The sequence below is a fragment of the Exiguobacterium sp. N5 genome (assembly GCF_025842465.1).
GTDB lineage: Bacteria > Bacillota > Bacilli > Exiguobacteriales > Exiguobacteriaceae > Exiguobacterium > Exiguobacterium profundum.
This window is the reverse complement of the sequence record NZ_JAPAEP010000001.1, coordinates 247,302-266,001: the sequence shown is the minus strand read 5'-3', so window position 1 is coordinate 266,001 and position 18,700 is coordinate 247,302. Positions and strand designations below refer to the sequence as shown.

Here is an 18,700-nt window from a genome sequence, read left to right as displayed (position 1 = left end):
GAAGGGAGACCCACTTGTTACGCCTCTGTGACCGGCGTATCTTTTTTCTTGTTGATTGTCGTACGTTTGATGAGGAGCCATAAATACGATGCAATGAAGATCGAAGAATACATCCCCATGAAAAGTCCGACGATGAGCGCGAGCGAGAAGCTGCGAATCGACTCTGCCCCGAATACATACAAGGCAATCGCTGTAACGAGTACCGTGATGACCGTATTCACGGACCGTACGATTGTCTCTTGAATCGACTTGTTGATGATCGACTCATAGACGTCCATCGACTTGATTTTTCGTTCCTTTTCATACGACGTGATGTTCTCGCGGACCCGGTCGAACGTTACGATCGTATCGTTGACCGAGTAACCGATGATGGTCAAGATCGCGGCGATAAAGTACAAGTTGACCTCGATCCCAAAGAGCGAGAACGCGACGATCATGAAGAAGGCATCGTGTAACATCGCGATAACAGTTGCAAGTGCATATGAGAATTGGAAACGCACCGTGATGTAGAGAATAATCCCGATCGAAGCGACGGCTACCGCATACAAAGCATTTTTCGCCAAGTCACGACCGACTTGAGCCGAGACGGTGCTGATGTTCGGGTCGTTCCCGAATTGTTCAGTGAACGCCGTCTTGACGTTCGCGACTTCCTCTTGGCCCAATTGGCCAACGAACGTCACGTATGCCAAGCGACCTTCATTTGCATATTGGACGCTTGAAATCTCTTGGTCAACTCCGGCATCGTTAAACGCTTTCGTGAATTCTTCTTGCGACACACGTTCTTCCGTTAGTACTTCGACCCGCGTCCCTGAAGCAAAATCGATTCCGAGGTTCAACCCACGGAAAAACAAGAGACCGATTCCGAGAACGACGATTGCCGTCGAAACCAAGAACATCGTGCGCATATGTTTCACGTAATTCCATTCAGTAAGCTTAAAGTTCACGGATTTCACTCTCCTTCACACCAAACCATCCTTTGCGTTTGTCGAACAGACGACTTGAGACAAGGAGGTGCATCAAATAACGTGAGATGAATACGTTCGAGATGAACGTCATCCCGATTGAGATCATGAGCATGACAGCAAATCCTTTGACCGAGCTTTGTCCGAAATAGAACAAGACCGCAGCCGAGATGAGCGTCGTCAAGTTGGCATCGATGATCGTACTGAGGGAACGACGGTTACCTGCACGGAATGCCGATAAGACCGATTTTCCAGAGCGGAGTTCGTCTTTGATTCGTTCAGCGGTAATGATGTTCGCATCGACTGCCATACCGACCCCGAGGACGAGTGCTGCAATCCCTGGAAGCGTCAATACCGCATTGATTCCGTTGAAGAACAACATGATCAAGTTGATGTACAGAACAAGCGTGATGATCGATACGAGTCCTGGGAGACGATAGAAGAACAACATGAAGAGGAATACGGCGATGATTCCGATTGTTGCGGCAAATACCGTTTCTTCTAAAGCATCTTGACCGAACTGGGCCGATACGGATGTCGAGTAAATCTCATCTAGTTTGACCGGGAGCGCCCCTGCGTTCAAGATGTCCGCAAGGCGTTGACCGCTTTCCGCGTCAATTCCACCACCTGAGATGATGGCTTTATCCGATAAGATCGGACTCGTTACCGAAGCATCTGACACAATTTTCGAGTTCTCTTTTTGAACTTCTTCCTCATATGTGTCGCCCTCTTCATAGTCGAGCCAGATGACCAGACGGTTCTCAGGAGCTGGACGTTGTGCAATCTCAGATGTCACTTCGCCAAACTTGTCGGCCGATTGAAGTGTCAGCTCAACGACCGGTTGTCCTTGTTGGTTGTAGCTGAGCGCTGCCCCACGCGGCGCCAAGTCTTTCCCATCGAGCAAGACGTTGTCGTTCACGTCACGGAATGTCAATTGTGCCGTTGACGAGAGAACCTCGCGCGCTTCGTTTTGGTTCGATACGCCCGCGAGCTGGACACGGATGCGATTGTTTTCTTCGATTCGAACGTCCGGTTCGGAAACTCCGAGGACGTTGATTCGGTTATTGATGGCGCGAACGGTTGCATTCATCGCCGACTCGTCGATGACGTCGCCGTCTTCGAGCGGTTGTACTTCATACAAAACTTCGAATCCACCTTTTAAGTCGAGTCCGAGGTTCGTGTTCTTGACGACCCATGGTGTCGTGAACACTGCGAGCAGGATTGTCGCAATCATGATGATCGCAAAAATCGCAATGTTGCCTTTTTTGTACATACGACTATTTCCTTTCTAAACCACTGTTCTTGATAAAAACTTCTCTCGTTAACATTACAAATTTTCTAAACATTTATCAATCATTTTCCTAAAATTGTAACGACCTTCACGGATTGTTCGACTGAGTTTGCATATAAGACTAAATGTTGCGCATGGGCAAAACTTCATGTATGATGTAGCTAACATCAAAACATCAAAGGAGTCTTTCCATATGGACAGCACAGTTATTTATGCCTTTCTCCTTACTCTATTCGCCGGTCTAGCTACCGGAATCGGGAGTATGATCGCATTCTTTGCGAAACGGACGAACACGGCATTCCTCTCCATCTCGCTTGGATTTTCCGGAGGCGTCATGATTTACGTGTCGTTCATCGAGATTTTCCCGAAAGCGCTCGAGGAACTCGTCGGCGCTCACGGAGAATATACGGGTACAATCTACACCGTTCTCGCATTCTTCGGTGGGATGTTCTTGATTGGCATGATCGATAAGTTCATTCCGAAAATGGAGAATCCACACGAAGTCAAGTTTGTCGAGTCGATGCAGAATGACCCGACAACACATGAACTCGCAACGACGACGACAAATGAAGCGGCTCCAATCAATCATCCAGAGGTACAAAATCGACTTAAAAAAATGGGGATTTTCATGGCACTCGCCATCGGGATTCACAACTTCCCAGAAGGACTTGCGACGTTCGTCTCGGCACTAGATGACCCGGCCGTCGGCTTAGCTATCGCCATCGCCATCGCCCTACACAACATTCCGGAAGGGATTGCCGTCTCCGTCCCGATTTATTATGCGACGGGCTCACGGAAGAAGGCGTTCAAGCTTTCGATGTTGTCAGGGCTTGCCGAGCCAGCTGGAGCGGCCATCGGATTCTTGTTACTCATGCCGTTCTTGAGCGACACCGTCTTCGGACTCTTGTTCGCGGCGGTCGGTGGCATCATGGTCTTCATCTCGCTTGACGAATTGCTCCCTGCCGCCCGTGAATACGGACACGCCCATCATTCAATGTATGGAATGGTTGCTGGTATGATCGTCATGGCGACAAGTCTAATCCTATTAATGTAACGAGCAATGCCCTGACGCGCGCGTCAGGGCATTTGTTATGTCGTTTTAAACACATGGACGACATCTTTTAATTCAGACGACATGTGACTCATCGTTTCAGCGATGCCGTTGATCTCTTGAATGGCGGCAAGCTGTTCTTCGACGTTCGCACCGGCTTCTTCGACGCTTCGCTGTGTCGAGACGGCGTTTGTCGACATATCTTCAACAGAGACGGCAACTTCAGTCGTATTGGCACTCACTTCTTCTGTTGCTGCCGCAATCTCACTCATTTGACGGGACGTCTCTTCGATGACCGATACGATCTCACGGAACGCCTCGGCCACTTCTCCCATTTGCGATACCCCATTCTCCACATGTACGCTCGATTCTTCGAACGCCGATTCGACTTGCTCCGTGTCACGTTGAATGTCGCGGACAACGGTCTGGATTTGAATGGCGGATTGTTTCGATTCCTCGGCGAGTTTCCGGACTTCAGCCGCGACGACGGCAAACCCTTTTCCGTGCTCACCCGCACGTGCTGCTTCAATCGCCGCGTTTAAGGCAAGCAAGTTCGTCTGTTCCGTGATTGCCGTGATCGAACGGGTGATTTTCTCGATTTCAAGCGATTGGTTCGATAGACGGTTCACCATCTGTTGAGTGAGCTCGTTGGCACGGCGAATTTCTTGCATCCGTTTCTCTGCCAATTGAACGGTCTCAAGTCCACCATTCGCCGCCTCAAGTGTATGTATCGTCTGCTCATTCACACCTTGTGAGGCCGCAGCGATTTGATTCAATCCATCCACCGCTTGATTGACGCCAATCGTCCCTTCTTCCGCTCGCTTCGAGGATCCTTGCGCAGCCACGTTCATCTCTTCGAACAACCGGGACACGCCTTGGGTCGTTGTCGCGACATGGTCTGTGCTTGCGTAAAGTTCTTCAGAATATGCAGTCACTTTGTCCGACGCTTCACCAACCCGACGAATCAAGCCGACCAGATTATGCTTCATTTCATTGAACGCCGTAACCAGGTCTCCTAGTTCATCGTTTGAGGCGACCTCGATATCTTCTCCAGTCAAATCCCCTTCTGCCATGATGCGTGCTTGACGACCGAGTCGATTGATCGGTTTTAGGAAAAGCCGTTGTAGCGCAAGTAAGGACAGAATCCCGATCACGACACCACCAACACTGATGATGAGCATCCAAAGGATTGAACTTTCTGCATCTGCTTGTACCGCTTTCGTCTCAGACTCGAGGAGCTCCCCTTTATATTCGACAAGGTCGGTCACGGTCATGCGTACCCGATCCGTCGTCGGTGTCACACTCGTGTTGAGAACGGTTTTGAAGCCGATTTCGTCTTGTTGTTGACGAAGTTCGACGGCACGATTCATCTCACGGTCTAATAGCTCGTTAAATTTCTCCAAATCTCCCAACCAAGACAAGATCTTCTCATCTGAAGAAGATGCCTTGAGTGAAGCCATCAATTCGTCTCGTTGTTCTTGAACTCCCTGGAGACTGATGAGCGTCTTCGGATTGGCTACAAGCATATAGTAGTTCAAGTAGCGTTCGGCATCCGTCACCGCTAATGATAGATTCTCTGCAAGCAGCATTTCCTTCGTGCCTTCACTGAGGACCCGGTCATAAGCGGCAGTCGATTGTCTCAATTGATATGATCCGAGCGCGCCGACAATGACGAGCGCAATGATCGTCGGAATGAGCGCGATGGACATACGTCGTCTCAGCGATGAGCGTCCTCTCTGTTTCGTACCACTTCGTTTTATGCTCCATCCTTTCCACTTCTTCATCTGGTTAAGCAATCGTTTCACGTCCATGTCATTCGTTCTCCTTCATCTCGGATTTCTTCTCAACTTGAGATTAGTGCAAACGTTTTCATTAATCAAATCGATTTTTCGAAATGAGGTGGATAAATTTTGAATCGGATTCGTTTTGACAAAAAGAAGTCATCTTTGTATACTTTAAATCGTAATAATTACGTTTTGAAAGGATTATCTATGATTGTGGAAAATACGAAGTTATTAATCATTGGTGCTGGTGTACACGGAATGACCCTCGCCATCTCATATATGGAACAAGGCGGGTGCTTGGAGGATTTGATTATTGTCGACCGTCTCACTGACCCGTTATCGAACTGGAAACAACAAACTTCATCCATCTCTATGTCGCACCTACGTTCGACCCGAGTGCATCACGTTTCTTCGAATCCCCATGCGTTGAAACAGTTCGCCTCGCGCTATGCCTATCGTTCCAATCATTTCAAAGATACGTTCGGACGTCCATCGCTCGAACTGTTCAACGACCATGCCGAATCGTCATGGAACGTATATCGCCTTGATGAGCGGTTCCTCGGAAATGAACAGGTGATGACGCTCCGCAAAGATGGCGCACAATATTATGCCCGAACACATCATCGCCTCATTGTCGCGGACTCGGTCATTGTCGCGATCGGTCAATCGGAAAATGTCGTGTTACCTGAATGGGCCGACGAACAATGTCGACACGTGTTCGAAAAAGATCAATCGGATGAATCGGATCAAGTGACTGTCGTCGGCGGTGGCATCACAGCACTTCACTATGTCGTGAAGCGTGCCAATCAAGGTCACCGTGTCACGCTTGTGACGAGACGTCCGCTCGAAGTGAGTCAATTTGACGCCGATCGACAGTTCATGGGACCGAAAGGATTAGATGACTTCCATCGTCTAAAACAAGACTGGACGACAAAACGATCATTCATCGCCCGTGAACGAAAACCGGGATCGGCTCCGAACGATCTCGTCTTAAAAGTGAAGCGCCTCATACAGACGAACGCTGTGACGCACATCATCGGAGAAGTCGAGCGGGACAGTGGTTCGCTATTTGTAAACGGTGAACAACTTGCCGGAAAAGAAGTCGTCTGTTGTACGGGAATCAGACCTCATCCTGTGAAAGAGACATTTCTTCAGCCCGTGATCGAACAATTCAACCTACCTCTCACCCCATGTGGCACCCCTGTCCTGAATGAGCATCTTGAATGGACGCCTGGACTTTACTTGACCGGTCCTTACGCCGATTTGATCATCGGCCCGTTCTCAAGAGCCATCTATGGTGGACAAGAGGCCGCTCGTAGAATTCTCCCCCAACTTCTAGCCACACAAAAAAGCGTCTGACCATGATGGTCAGACGCTTACTTGCTTATTCCTCAAATGAGGCATTCGCTTTTTTCACGACTTCCGCAACTGCGCTTCGGTTGAAACGAAGAAGCGATTGATCGCATTTCAAAACGACATGTGTGTCTTCGATTTGATGAACGACGCCGTGTAAACCGCCGATTGTGACAACGCTGTCGCCACGCTCGAGGGCGTTTTGCATCGATTGTACTTCTTTTTGCCGTTTCGTCTGTGGACGAATCAAAAGGAAGTAAAATACGACGAAAATCAAGATCATTGGTAATAACGCAACGAGTGTTTCCATGAGTAACATTCACCCTTTCCTTCAATATCAGGTTCATTATACCGTGAAACTGAAGTATTGTCACACAATGTCCGACACGTTTCTTTAGAAATTCTTCGCATTCGGCTTGTTGTAGCCGTATTCTTCGAAGAACTCTTCTTTGAAATCGAGCAAGCGGTCTTCGCGAATCGCTTGACGAACCTGCTCCATCAACTTCACGAGGAAGTGAAGATTATGTGTCGTACACAAGTGAAGGCCAAACATCTCATCCGCTCGAATCAAGTGGTGGACGTACGCACGCGAGTAGTTCTTACACGTATGGCAGTCACACTTCTCATCGATTGGACCAAAGTCCGTCTTATATTTCGCTTGTTTGATCGTGACGCGACCTTTCGACGTCATGAGCGTTCCGTTTCGTGCGATGCGAGTCGGTAGAACGCAGTCGAACATGTCGATTCCGCGAATCGACCCTTCAATCAACGCATCCGGTGAGCCAACACCCATCAAATAACGTGGTTTGTTCTCTGGCATGAGCGGTGTCGTGAATTCGAGGGCACGATACATGACATCTTTTGGTTCACCGACCGAGAGACCACCGACCGCATATCCTGGGAAATCAAGAGAGACGAGGTCTTGGGCGCTTTGACGACGAAGGTCCTCATACTCTCCACCTTGGATGATGCCGAAGAGGGCTTGGTCTTCTGGACGTTCGTGTGCTTCGAGGCAACGTTCCGCCCAACGGCTCGTCCGCTCGACCGACTTCTTCATGTATTCATGCGTCGCCGGATAAGGCGGACACTCATCGAATGCCATCATGATGTCCGACCCGAGCGCGTTTTGAATCTCCATCGCCTTTTCCGGTGACAAGAACAACTTGTCGCCGTTCAAATGGTTACGGAAATGAACGCCTTCCTCTTGGATATTTCGGAGGTCGGCAAGTGAGAACACTTGGAATCCACCCGAGTCCGTGAGGATTGCCCCGTCCCAGTTCATGAACTTATGAAGTCCACCGGCTTGTTTGATGACCTCATGTCCTGGACGAACCCAAAGGTGATACGTGTTCGACAAGATGATGTTCGCACCCATCGCCTTGACCTGTTCAGGTGCCATCGTTTTGACGCTCGCTTGCGTCCCAACCGGCATGAAGACCGGTGTCTCGAACGACCCGTGCGGCGTATGGACGATTCCGTGCCGCGCTCCGGTCTGTTTGCATGTGTGGATGTGTTCGTATGTGACTGCATGTTTTGTCATTTTGTTACTTCCTTCCTCGTGATGAGCATCGCGTCTCCAAAGCTGAAGAAGCGGTATCGTTCTGCGACCGCAGTCCGATAAGCGTGTAAGATGATGTCGCGCGTCGCGAATGCCGAGACGAGCATGACGAGCGTTGATTTAGGGAGATGGAAGTTCGTGATCAATCCATCGATTGCCTTTAACTCAACACCAGGGTAAATAAAGATATCCGTCCAGCCCGATGACTCGACGAAGTCCCCGTGATCTCGCATGATCGTCTCAAGCGTGCGCGTCGATGTCGTCCCGACCGCAAAGATGCGACCGCCATTCGCTCGAATCTCTCGAAGCGCAGCTGCCGATTCAGCCGACAACTCGAAATATTCACTATGCATCGTATGTTCCTCGATAGAATCAGCCGTCACCGGACGGAACGTCCCGAGGCCGACGTGAAGTGTGAGCGGGATCAACCGGACACCTTTCGCTTTGGCCGCTTCAAGCAGTTCCTCAGTGAAATGAAGACCGGCTGTCGGAGCGGCCGCACTGCCTCGTTCACGGGCATAGACCGTCTGATAACGGTCTTGGTCATCGAGTTGTTCGCGAATATACGGCGGGAGCGGCATCGTTCCAAGCTCGTCTAAAATCTCATAGAAGATGCCGTCATAGTCAAACTTGAAACGACGTCCACCTTCTGGGAGCTCCTCGACGCATTCTGCGCGGAGAAGGCCGTCCCCGAACTCAACGATGGAGCCGACACGAACTTTTTTCGCCGGTTTGACGAGTGCTTCCCATACATCATCTTCCGTCTGCTTCAACAAGAGCAGTTCGACTTTCCCGCCTGTTTCTTGCTTTGCCCCAAAAAGGCGTGCCGGTAAGACGCGCGAATCGTTGACGACGAGCGCATCCCCCTCGTTCAAATAATCGAGCACGTCACGGAAATGGCGATGCTCGATGTCCCCTGTCTCGCGGTCTAATACGAGCAAGCGTGAGCTTGTCCGATCGAGCAATGGGACTTGCGCAATCAACTCTTCTGGCAATTCAAAATCATAATCGTTTACGTTCAATTGAATGTCTTGCATATCTTACTCCTCTTCCTCTTCATAACCAAAATGCGACTTGGCAAACTGTGTGATCATCCGTCCTCGCGGCGTGCGCTGCAAGAATCCTTGTTGCAATAAATAGGGCTCGTAGACATCCTCAATCGTCTGAGCGTCCTCACCGATGGTCGCAGCGAGCGTCTCAAGCCCGACCGGTCCACCTCCGAACCGCTCCACCATGGCTCTCAGTAACCGATGATCGACTTCATCGAGTCCGAGCGCATCGACGTGTAGCCGGTCGAGCGCATCAGATGCGAGCACTGGATCGATTTCTTTCGTACCAGCCACTTGTGCGAAATCACGGACACGACGCAAGAGACGGTTTGCAACTCGTGGCGTCCCTCGTGAGCGTTTCGCAATCGCACCGCTCGCCTCCGGTGAAATCGAGAGACGGAACAACTGGGCCGTCCGGCTGACGATGGCCGCTAACTCATGTGTTTCGTAATATTCGAGCTTCAACGTGACGCCGAAACGGTCACGTAAAGGCGCCGACAACATCCCGGCCCGTGTCGTCGCCCCGACAAGCGTAAACGGTGGTAGGTCGATGCGGACGCTACGAGCCATCTCCCCTTGCCCATAGACGATGTCGAGACAGTAGTCTTCCATCGCCGGATAGAGGATCTCTTCAATCGTCCGGCTCAAACGATGAATCTCGTCGATGAACAAGACGTCTCCCGGCTCGAGTGTCGAGAGGATTGCGGCCAAATCACCCGGTCGTTCAATTGCCGGTCCTGCTGTCGTCTTAATTCCGACGCCCATCTCGTTGGCGATGATTTGGGCGAGCGTCGTCTTCCCGAGTCCCGGGGGACCGTATAAGAGCACGTGGTCGAGCGTCTCACTACGAAGTTTAGCGGCCTGAATGAAGACCGACAAATTGCCTTTCGCCTTTTCTTGCCCGATATATTGCTCGAAGCGCTGCGGACGTAAGCTCCACTCTTCAGAGTCTTCATATTGCTGATGAGATTGTGACAACAATCGTTCGTCCATAGCTTCCTCCTTATTTCAGTAACAGCTGTAGCGCGCGTTTTATGTACGCGTCGGTCGTCAATATTTCTCCGCTCAATGCTTTGCGGACTTTTAGGATTTCCCGTTCAGAGTAGCCGAGCGCGACGAGCGCCTCACACGCCTCATCGAGTTCAGATGCACCTTGGGCGAACAACCCTTCGTTCGGCACGTAATCCGGTGCGAGCTCGGATAACTTCCCTTTCAAGTCGAGCGCCATCTGTTTGGCCGTCTTCTTGCCGACTCCCGGGAACTTCGTCAAATACTTCTCGTTCTCGGTTTCAATCGCATCGATCAACGCGTCGATATCGCCGGACGCGACGATGGCAAGCGCACCCTTTGGTCCGATCCCGCTCACGCTGAGGAGTTTATTGAACAGCTCACGCTCACGACGTGACCGGAAACCGTATAACGTCTGTTGGTCTTCACGCACATAATGATGCGTAAACACGATTACATGTTCGTCTTGTTCACGATAAAAAAACGGGTTAGGCACATGTACTTTGTAGCCGACGCCCGAGACATCTAACGTTATATATTCCGCACACACATAGGCGACGGGTCCTTTTACGAATTCAATCACGATGTACTCTCCTTTTTGGTCGGAAAAACTGCATTTATTGTACCATAATGGGCGACACGAAAAAAGGACAGGCGTTTACCTGTCCTGAAGCGATTACCGTGCAAGCATTCGTTCAAGTGCGCGTTTCGACCACTCTGTCGTCTCATGATCGACGCGAATGACGTTCACAGGGTCCGTCTCGAGTGACTCGAGCGCCCAGAGAAGATGTGGCAAGTCGATTCGATTCATCGTGAGGCACGGACACATGAATGGGTTCAACGAGACGATATCAAGATGTGGGTACGTTGCCGCCAACCGGTTGACGAGGTTCATCTCCGTTCCGACCGCCCACTTCGTCCCAGGTGCACTCGCATCAATCTTGTCGATGATATATGACGTCGATCCCGCCTCGTCTGCCAATTGGACGACGTCAAACGTACACTCCGGATGGACGATGATGCGACGATCCGGCTCACGGTCACGGAACGCCTGAATTTGCGATACCGTGAACTTCTCATGGACAGAACAGTGTCCCTTCCATAAGATGACTTTCACTTGATCGTCTTCGCCTTCTGAGACCAATTCTTCACGGAGCGGATCCCAAACAGCCATCGCCTCGAGCGGAATGCCGAGGTCGAACGCCGTGTTCCGCCCGAGATGCTGATCGGGAAGGAACAAGATGCGTTCACCTGCCTCAAGCGCCCACCGGACGATTTCATGGGCGTTCGACGATGTGACGGTCGCCCCACCGTGACGACCAACGAACGCTTTGATGGCCGCTGTTGAATTGACGTATGTAATCGGGATGATGTCCTCTCCAAATCGTTCCGTCAGTTCTTCCCAAGCAATCTCCGTCTGATCGATATCGGCCATGTCTGCCATCGAACAGCCGGCACGCATATCAGGTAAGACGACGATCTGGTCGTCCCGTGTCAACATGTCTGCCGTCTCTGCCATGAAGTGGACACCACAAAAGACGATGAATTCGGCTTCGCTCATCTGTTCTGCGAGTCGTGCGAGCTGGAGCGAATCTCCTGTCGCGTCCGCGAATTGAACGACCTCGTCTTTTTGATAATGATGGGCTGGTAAAAAGAGACGAGTCCCGAGCCGGTCTTTGACCGCCTGAATCCGAGTCTCCATCTCCTCCACTGACAGGTTAGCGTACGTCGGTGGAAGTGTTCCGAGTAGTTGCATCTTTCATTCCTCCTTGTAAATTCAAACTGCAATCAAGCGCGCGGACCGAATGAGTCAATTGACCGAGCGAGATGACATCGATGCGAATGCCTCGATAATCGTCAATCGTGTCGAGCGTGATTCCACCAGACACTTCAATTTTGATGTGCGTCGGTATATGACGGACCCAGTCCCTCAATTCATCTGGCGTCCGATTATCAAGCATCACGATGTCCGGATCGGCTTGAACCGCCTCCATCAGATGTTCGAACGACTCGATTTCGATTTCAATCGGGGTCGTATGACCGACACGCTCACGCGCGACTTGAATCGCGTTCGTTACACCACCCAGTGCGACGATATGATTGTCTTTGATCATGACGGCGTCATCGAGTCTTAGACGGTGATTGTACCCCCCACCGACACGTACGGCGTACTTCTCAATCATCCGAAGTCCCGGAGTCGTCTTCCGTGTATCGGTCACGTGTATCGAGTCATCACCTAGCGCATCGATGCACTGCTTTGTCATCGTCGCGACTCCACTCGCATGTTGGATGACATTCAACAGCACACGCTCCGTCTCTAAAATTGCGCGTGTCTTTCCTCTCAAGACGACGAGCTCGTCTCCAGGGGTCACCGCTCTCCCGTCTTCTTGGCAAAAGACCAATTCAAGCCGCTGCATAGTTGCCAGCTCTTCTACGATTGGCTTCCCACAGAAAATGCCTTGTTCTTTGGCAACAATCGTTGCGATCGACTCGTCCTGTGCATCAATCAGCGCACTCGATAAGTCCCCATAACCGATATCTTCAATCAAGAACTGACGTAGCTGTTCGCGTAGGTATATCGTGTTCATCATACCGCTCCATTTCGAGGATGCTTTGCGCGAGAAGACGCGCCGCATCGAGTTGTAAAGTTTGTTCACTTAATTGTCTTGTCACGTGTTTCGTCATGGTCAACGTTTGGGTATTTTGTAAGAAACCTTTCAATTCATCAAGACTTGGTGAAATCGTCAACCATTTTCCAATTTGAGCACGGAACGCTTGAAACGCCAAAGGTGAGATGTCGTACACCAGCGTCTCCTTCGTCACCATAGCCGCCCTATTCAAACGCACCGCCCGCGCGACTCGTTTTCCAAATACCCAACATTCTAAAAGTGAGTTCGAGGCTAAACGATTCGTCCCATGTATGCCCGCATCCGCCACTTCACCGACGGCATATAATCCGTCAACGCCTGTCCGTCCCATATCATCCACTTCGATTCCACCCATATGAAAATGGAGACCTGGACGTACCGGAATGCGGCGAGGATCAATCCTAAGTTTGTCACATGTCAAAGCAAGTTTTGGAAACCGTTCACGAAGCCGTGTCACGTTTGTCGTATCGAGATAGACCGTTCCCATCCGTTCTGTCAGTACCCGTGCCACGTCATCTCGAGGCGCGAGACTCCCGAGCGGATGATGCGCCATCACGTGATTCCCTTCGTCATCAACGAGCGTCGCTCCGGCTCCCCGGAGCGCTTCGGTCACGAGGTGAGGCGTTTCGGTCGCCAGTAAGGTGGGGTGAAATTGGATCCGCTGTAAATGTGTCAGCTTGGCCCCACATCGATTTGCCAGAACGAGACCATCACCGGTCACGGTACGCGCGTTTGAAGTCCAATCGATCAGCCCACCGATGCCACCTGTCGCCAATACGACAGCGCCGGCTTCAATTCGAATGGGCACTTCATCACGAAACGCCATCGCGCCGACGACTTTCCCGTCTTTCGTAATGAGATCGTGCACGAGCACCCGTTCCAATACGTTCACGTTATCAGGCATCGACTGACGCAATTTCCTCATGACATGACGTCCCGTCTCGTCGCCACCGACATGAAAGATCCGATTCAATCGGTGTGCGCCTTCTCGTCCGAGGGCATAACCGCCCCCTTCATGATCGAACCGGACACCGAATCGTTCCATTTCTTCAATCGCTTGACGCCCTTCTTCTACGAGAATGTCGACGCGCTCAGCGCACGATGTGTTTTTAGAAGCGAGCATTGTGTCTTCTTTATGGGCCGTACTCGATTTCTCAAGATACGCGCTCGCAATCCCGCCTTGGGCCAAATCGGAGTTGCTCTCTGTCATCTCACCTTTTGAGACGAGAAGAATGGAGAATGATTTTGATAGATGCAAAGCCGTTGCGACGGCGGCAAGTCCCGTTCCGATAATCAAAATGTCAGTTTTCTCTATGTGTAAAGACACTTGTACATCACCTGTTTTTCATATGTAATGTTGACTTGTAAACTAGTTTCGCATAATTTTGTGTAGAAGACAACATGAGAAAAGGGGAGTCCATGATGAACCGCTACTTCGACTACGCCGCTACACACCCGATGACGCATGCAGCATTAGACCATTACGTGGCGATGGCCAAAAACGTTTATGGGAACCCATCATCACTCCATACCCAAGGTTATATGGCAGAAGATTATTTGACAGAAGCAAGACGCTTGATCAAACAGGCGCTCGGTCTTGATATGTTACGAGGAAAATTATTATTCACTGGGAGTGGATCGGAGAGCAATTACATCGCACTGACAAGTTTACGTAAACGGATGAAGGGCAAAGAGGTGATCACGTCTTGGCATGAACATGATTCGGTCGCCCTCTTACTTGAAGAGTGGGAACGGGAAGGAATAATCGTTCATCGGTTGAAACTGAAGGATGGAAAGTTTGATTTAGATGCATTCACACACCTACTCGACCGTGACATCGGGCTCGTCACGCTCCAGCATGTCAATTCCGACACAGGCTGGGTGTTACCGCTCCACCACATCCAATGCCTCTTGAAATATAAGAAAATCCTCTTCCATGTGGACGGGGTCCAGGCACTCGGGAAAATCCCGATTTCTGTCGAAGGCATTGATGCCTATTCGTTCAGTGCTCACAAAGTAGGTGGACCGAAAGGAGTCGGCGCCCTCTACATGGAACGTCTGATTCCTCCCCCATACTATCCGGGGCATCATCAATACGGGATTCGTCCCGGAACGATTGACGTTCCTGGAATCAGTGCCTTTGCAAAAGCACTCGGAGAACGTCAGGAACAATTGACACGTTTTCAGAGAAATTTCATGGCGTTTCGTGCTATCTTGAAAGAGAAGACGTCAGCGCATGTCCATTGGCTCGAGTTTGATGAACAAAGTCCCGCCATTTTCTCCTTCGTCTCCCATCAACGCGACGGACAATGGTGGATGACCGAGCTCGACGATCTCGGGTTCCAAGTATCGGCTGGGTCGGCATGTCGAGCAGGTCAAAATGGACCAAATCGCATGCTCGAAGCACTCGGATATGAGACGAGCGCCTGTCATGGACTCGTCCGCATTTCCTTCGGCGCGCAAACGACCGCCGAAGACACATCGGCCCTCGCCGATGCCATCGTCATTTTAGCAAGGAGAGTCGAACATCATGAACAAACGTTTAGTCGGTGAAGAACGCCGTCGCACACTATTACAATTGATTGAATCGAGCAATGAGCCAATCACAGGATCTGAACTGGCAAGACATGTATCCGTCAGTCGTCAGGTCATCGTCCAAGACCTATCGTTGCTAAAAGCGAAAGGCCATCAAATCGTCGCGACCGCTCGTGGGTATGTCTACTTGCATGGAGACCTCACCCCCTCCACCTATTCGAAAAAGGTAGCCTGTCGTCATACGGCAGAAGAGATGGAGACGGAGATGAACGCCATCGTCGATGAAGGGGTCACCATCAAAGACGTCATCATCGACCATCCTGTATACGGGTCTATCACGGGACAACTCATGGTGAAGAGTCGCCGCGACGTCCGCGCCTTCCTCGAGCGAGTGAAGACGCATGGGGCTTCCCCGCTCTCCCAGTTGACGGGTGGCTTCCATATCCATACGCTCGAATCAGACCATAAAGAGGCAATCGATGCTGCGGTGAAAGAATTGGACCGCCTCGGGATTCTCGTCTCCGAATTAGATTGAAGAGACGTCACGAATATGTGACATCTCTTCTTTTTCTTTTCAGTCATGTCCGTTATACTGATGGATGGAACATCTTTCCTGAAATCATTTGAAAGGAGGGCTAAGTCTTGAACGTCCTCGAGCATCTACTCGCCGTCTGTGGGGTCTTCAGCATTCCCATCGGTATCTTGGTCCAATTCATCCCGAACGAACTCGTTCTCGCATACGGAGGCTTCCTCGTCGACTCGCATGACGCGCCCTTCTTCCTGACGTTCCTACTGGCGTGGGTCTCCTTCACGCTCAGCCAAATCGGTCTGTACTGGATCGGTCGATATGGTGGGCGTCCCGTCGCGCTCAAACTGTATCGGTATTTTCGAATTCGGCAAGACAAGCAACTCCGGGCCGAGCGCTGGTTTGAGAAATACGGTGCATGGATCGTCTGTCTCAGCCTGTTTTGGCGTCAATTATTCGCCGTGAGCGCCGGGGTGATGCGTCTATCGTTCCGTAAGTTTTTGTTGGTGACGACCTTGATTTTTGCCGTCTGGTCATTCCTTTTCATCCATGTCGGGATGATGCTTGGTAGCAACTGGCGCATGATCGGCCACTTCATGGACGATGTCATCCCTTTCTTGGCTCTTGCTGTCGGGATTATCCTCGTCGTTCGACATGTTCGTCAGCAACCAAAACGTGTAAAAGAATCAGCTTAACTGAAGCTGATTCTTTTTTGTTGGAAAGGGAAACGCTAATATCTGTCGAATAAGAACCATGTAAGCGAATCGCGGTCATATATATAGGACACCGCACAACGAAAAAGGAGGAATCATCATGTTCCATCGCCGTAAAACGTATACGATTCGACCTGAACGCCTGCAAGAATTCACCGACTTTTTCCATACATACATTTATCCGATCCAGGCGTCGCATGGCGCCCGCCTCGTCGGACGCTGGGTGACCGAAGACAAGGCCGAGGTCATGGCACTATGGGAATACCGGGACCGTGAACATTATGAGCAAGTCGAACGGGACTATCGGGGCAGCGCCTTACGACGGGAAGCGATGAAGAAGCGGGCCCGACTAGGCAAAGATTTGTATATCAAGTCGAGTGAAGAATTCATGATGCCAACCGGTCACTATACGCCACCCCGCACCATCGTTTCTGTGACGGCGTACATTACGAACGAAGCAGGCGAAGTTCTCCTCGTCAAAAATATGCATCGGAACGATTCGTTTGAAATGCCTGGCGGACAAGTGGAAGAACATGAGTCCATCGTGGATGCCATCCATCGTGAAGTACGCGAAGAAACCGGTGCGGAAATCAAAGTAGAAGGGGTCACCGGGATTTATCAAAACGTGTCGTCCCGCGTCCTCTGTGTCACCTTTCGCGCCACTTATGTATCAGGTGACCTCAAACCGCAGGCTGGCGAGACACAGGAAGTTGGATTCTATAAAGTTGACGCAAGCAACGTCGGCGACTACATCAAACGAGAGCATTTCCAGATGCGCTTCCTCGATGCGATCGACCCGACCTACATGCCTTACGCCATTTATAAAGTACGACCATATGAACTGATTGAGCGCATTGAACGTCAATCCGTATGACGCAAACAGGGATGATCCGCTATGTGCGAATCATCCCTGTTCTTTATGCTTCTTGCATGTCTTCTTGCTGAGATTGTCCAGTCTCCACTAACAGTTTCCGGACACGGCGTTTCTCCACATGGAGAACGGTGAACGTCATGTCTTGATACGTGACTTGTGCACCTTTCTCCGGGATGTCACCGAGCAATTCAACGAACCAACCGCCCATCGTGTTGGAATCGACGTCTGGTTCTGCAATCCCCATCTCTTCCGCGAATTCATCAACGTTCATGTCAGCCATACACTCATAGACCCCTTCACGGAGACGTCTGAGATAGACGACGGATTCGTCGTGCTCATCCCAGATGTCGCCGACGAGTTCTTCAAGCATGTCTTCTAACGTGATGAGACCCGCCGTGCCCCCGAATTCATCGAGGACGACAGCCATATGAGATTGTTTCTGCTGGAGAATCGGAAGTAGTTCAATCAATTTCGTCTGCGGTGACACGTACGTGAGCGGTCGGATGAGCGAACGGACATCCGTCACTTCATCCTTCATCATCGAACGCAAGAAGTCACGTTCCGACAAGACACCGATGACGTTGTCGATCGAGTCTTTGTAGACCGGTAAACGCGAATGTCCACCACTGAAAATCGTGTCTTTGATTTCATCGAGCGAATCGTCGATGTCGACGGCCAGAATATCGATTCGTGGCGTCAGCACATCATCGACCGTAATATCGTTGAAGGCAAAGGCGCTATGGACGAGCTCTGCTTCCGTCTCTCCGAGCACACCTTCCTCTTCTCCCATATCGACGAGCACTTTCAACTCTTCTTCGGTGACGGATGGCTCCTTGTCTTTCATCCCGATCATCCGCAGCGTCAACTTCTTCAAGCCGGTGAAAATCATCGTCACCGGTTTGAGGACTTTGACGAGGAACACAAGGATTCCACTGATGAGAAGCGAATACTTCTCCGCAAACTCTTTCGCGAGCGATTTCGGTAAAATCTCACCGAAAATCAAGATGATGACCGTCGTCGCGAACGTTGACACGAGAAGACCGGTTCCCCCACTGAAAATAGATGTGGCGATGGCGGTCGACACCGTCGCCGAACCGATGTTGACGATGTTGTTCCCGACGAGAATCGTCGAGAGGGTATCATCAAAACGGTCGACGAGACTGAGGACACGTTTTGCGGCTTTGTCACCATCTTCCGCCATCCGAATCATACGGACCCGGTTCACACTCGAGAGCGCCGTTTCTGCTGATGAGAAAAACGCTGACAACATGACGAGAACTACATATAGAATTAAACTTGACGAGGGCACAGGGTCCACGTTAGCTTCACACTCCGTTTCTTCTTAACA

16 protein-coding genes and 1 pseudogene are annotated in these 18,700 nt (G+C 50.7%); 6 read left to right on the top strand and 11 right to left on the bottom strand.

Annotated elements, in window-relative coordinates:
- Positions 1–17: 17 nt before the first annotated feature.
- Positions 18–2,235: pseudogene (secD, locus tag OKS35_RS01375) on the bottom strand (protein translocase subunit SecD).
- Between the two features lie 211 nt (positions 2,236–2,446).
- Here secD and zupT point away from each other — a divergent pair.
- On the top strand, positions 2,447–3,307 hold the full coding sequence (zupT, locus tag OKS35_RS01370) for a zinc transporter ZupT (protein WP_074037465.1): 861 nt from the start codon (positions 2,447–2,449) through the stop codon (positions 3,305–3,307).
- Positions 3,308–3,342: 35 nt separating this feature from the next.
- On the opposite strand, the gene OKS35_RS01365 is transcribed toward zupT, so the two are convergent.
- Positions 3,343–5,115 carry a methyl-accepting chemotaxis protein gene (locus OKS35_RS01365; RefSeq protein ID WP_264092352.1) on the bottom strand — a complete coding sequence of 591 codons (1,773 nt, stop codon included), beginning with the start codon at positions 5,113–5,115 and terminating at the stop codon, positions 3,343–3,345.
- Positions 5,116–5,295: 180 nt separating this feature from the next.
- Between OKS35_RS01365 and OKS35_RS01360 the strand changes: the two genes are divergently transcribed.
- Positions 5,296–6,447 (top strand): FAD-dependent oxidoreductase, encoded by a 1,152-nt coding sequence (locus tag OKS35_RS01360; RefSeq protein ID WP_264092351.1) that lies wholly within the window; start codon positions 5,296–5,298, stop codon positions 6,445–6,447.
- 25 nt (positions 6,448–6,472) lie between these two features.
- On the opposite strand, the gene yajC is transcribed toward OKS35_RS01360, so the two are convergent.
- From yajC to OKS35_RS01320, 8 genes are all read right to left on the bottom strand, one after another.
- A complete protein-coding gene (yajC, locus tag OKS35_RS01355) occupies positions 6,473–6,751 on the bottom strand; it encodes a preprotein translocase subunit YajC (protein ID WP_026826452.1) in 279 nt (92 codons plus the stop codon).
- Positions 6,752–6,835: 84 nt separating this feature from the next.
- Positions 6,836–7,981 (bottom strand): tRNA guanosine(34) transglycosylase Tgt, encoded by a 1,146-nt coding sequence (gene tgt / locus OKS35_RS01350; protein WP_074037468.1) that lies wholly within the window; start codon positions 7,979–7,981, stop codon positions 6,836–6,838.
- Complete coding sequence (gene queA, locus OKS35_RS01345; RefSeq protein ID WP_015881168.1) at positions 7,978–9,036, bottom strand: tRNA preQ1(34) S-adenosylmethionine ribosyltransferase-isomerase QueA; 1,059 nt, start codon at positions 9,034–9,036, stop codon at positions 7,978–7,980. The genes tgt and queA overlap by 4 nt, the downstream gene beginning before the upstream one ends.
- Positions 9,037–9,039: 3 nt before the next feature.
- A complete protein-coding gene (gene ruvB / locus OKS35_RS01340; RefSeq protein WP_078146571.1) occupies positions 9,040–10,041 on the bottom strand; it encodes a Holliday junction branch migration DNA helicase RuvB in 1,002 nt (333 codons plus the stop codon).
- 10 nt (positions 10,042–10,051) lie between these two features.
- Positions 10,052–10,639 (bottom strand): Holliday junction branch migration protein RuvA, encoded by a 588-nt coding sequence (gene ruvA, locus OKS35_RS01335; protein WP_074037474.1) that lies wholly within the window; start codon positions 10,637–10,639, stop codon positions 10,052–10,054.
- 93 nt (positions 10,640–10,732) lie between these two features.
- Positions 10,733–11,812: a quinolinate synthase NadA gene (gene nadA / locus OKS35_RS01330; RefSeq protein ID WP_214782670.1), complete on the bottom strand. Its 1,080-nt coding sequence runs from the start codon at positions 11,810–11,812 to the stop codon at positions 10,733–10,735.
- Positions 11,775–12,644 carry a carboxylating nicotinate-nucleotide diphosphorylase gene (gene nadC, locus OKS35_RS01325; RefSeq protein ID WP_264092350.1) on the bottom strand — a complete coding sequence of 290 codons (870 nt, stop codon included), beginning with the start codon at positions 12,642–12,644 and terminating at the stop codon, positions 11,775–11,777. The genes nadA and nadC overlap by 38 nt, the downstream gene beginning before the upstream one ends.
- Positions 12,598–14,031: an L-aspartate oxidase gene (locus OKS35_RS01320; RefSeq protein WP_264092349.1), complete on the bottom strand. Its 1,434-nt coding sequence runs from the start codon at positions 14,029–14,031 to the stop codon at positions 12,598–12,600. Before OKS35_RS01320 ends, nadC begins: the two co-directional genes overlap by 47 nt.
- 95 nt (positions 14,032–14,126) lie before the next feature.
- Between OKS35_RS01320 and OKS35_RS01315 the strand changes: the two genes are divergently transcribed.
- The 4 genes from OKS35_RS01315 to OKS35_RS01300 all read left to right on the top strand — a co-directional run bounded on the left by OKS35_RS01315 (position 14,127) and on the right by OKS35_RS01300 (position 17,352).
- A complete protein-coding gene (locus OKS35_RS01315; RefSeq protein ID WP_214691132.1) occupies positions 14,127–15,257 on the top strand; it encodes a cysteine desulfurase family protein in 1,131 nt (376 codons plus the stop codon).
- Positions 15,235–15,774: a transcription repressor NadR gene (locus tag OKS35_RS01310; RefSeq protein ID WP_264092348.1), complete on the top strand. Its 540-nt coding sequence runs from the start codon at positions 15,235–15,237 to the stop codon at positions 15,772–15,774. Before OKS35_RS01315 ends, OKS35_RS01310 begins: the two co-directional genes overlap by 23 nt.
- 107 nt (positions 15,775–15,881) lie before the next feature.
- On the top strand, positions 15,882–16,460 hold the full coding sequence (locus OKS35_RS01305) for a DedA family protein (protein ID WP_264092347.1): 579 nt from the start codon (positions 15,882–15,884) through the stop codon (positions 16,458–16,460).
- A 118-nt stretch (positions 16,461–16,578) separates the two neighbouring features.
- A complete protein-coding gene (locus tag OKS35_RS01300; RefSeq protein ID WP_264092346.1) occupies positions 16,579–17,352 on the top strand; it encodes an NUDIX domain-containing protein in 774 nt (257 codons plus the stop codon).
- A 43-nt stretch (positions 17,353–17,395) separates the two neighbouring features.
- Here the strand turns inward: OKS35_RS01300 and OKS35_RS01295 are convergent, their stop codons facing one another.
- Positions 17,396–18,661: a hemolysin family protein gene (locus OKS35_RS01295; protein ID WP_255344459.1), complete on the bottom strand. Its 1,266-nt coding sequence runs from the start codon at positions 18,659–18,661 to the stop codon at positions 17,396–17,398.
- Positions 18,662–18,700 lie beyond the last annotated feature (39 nt).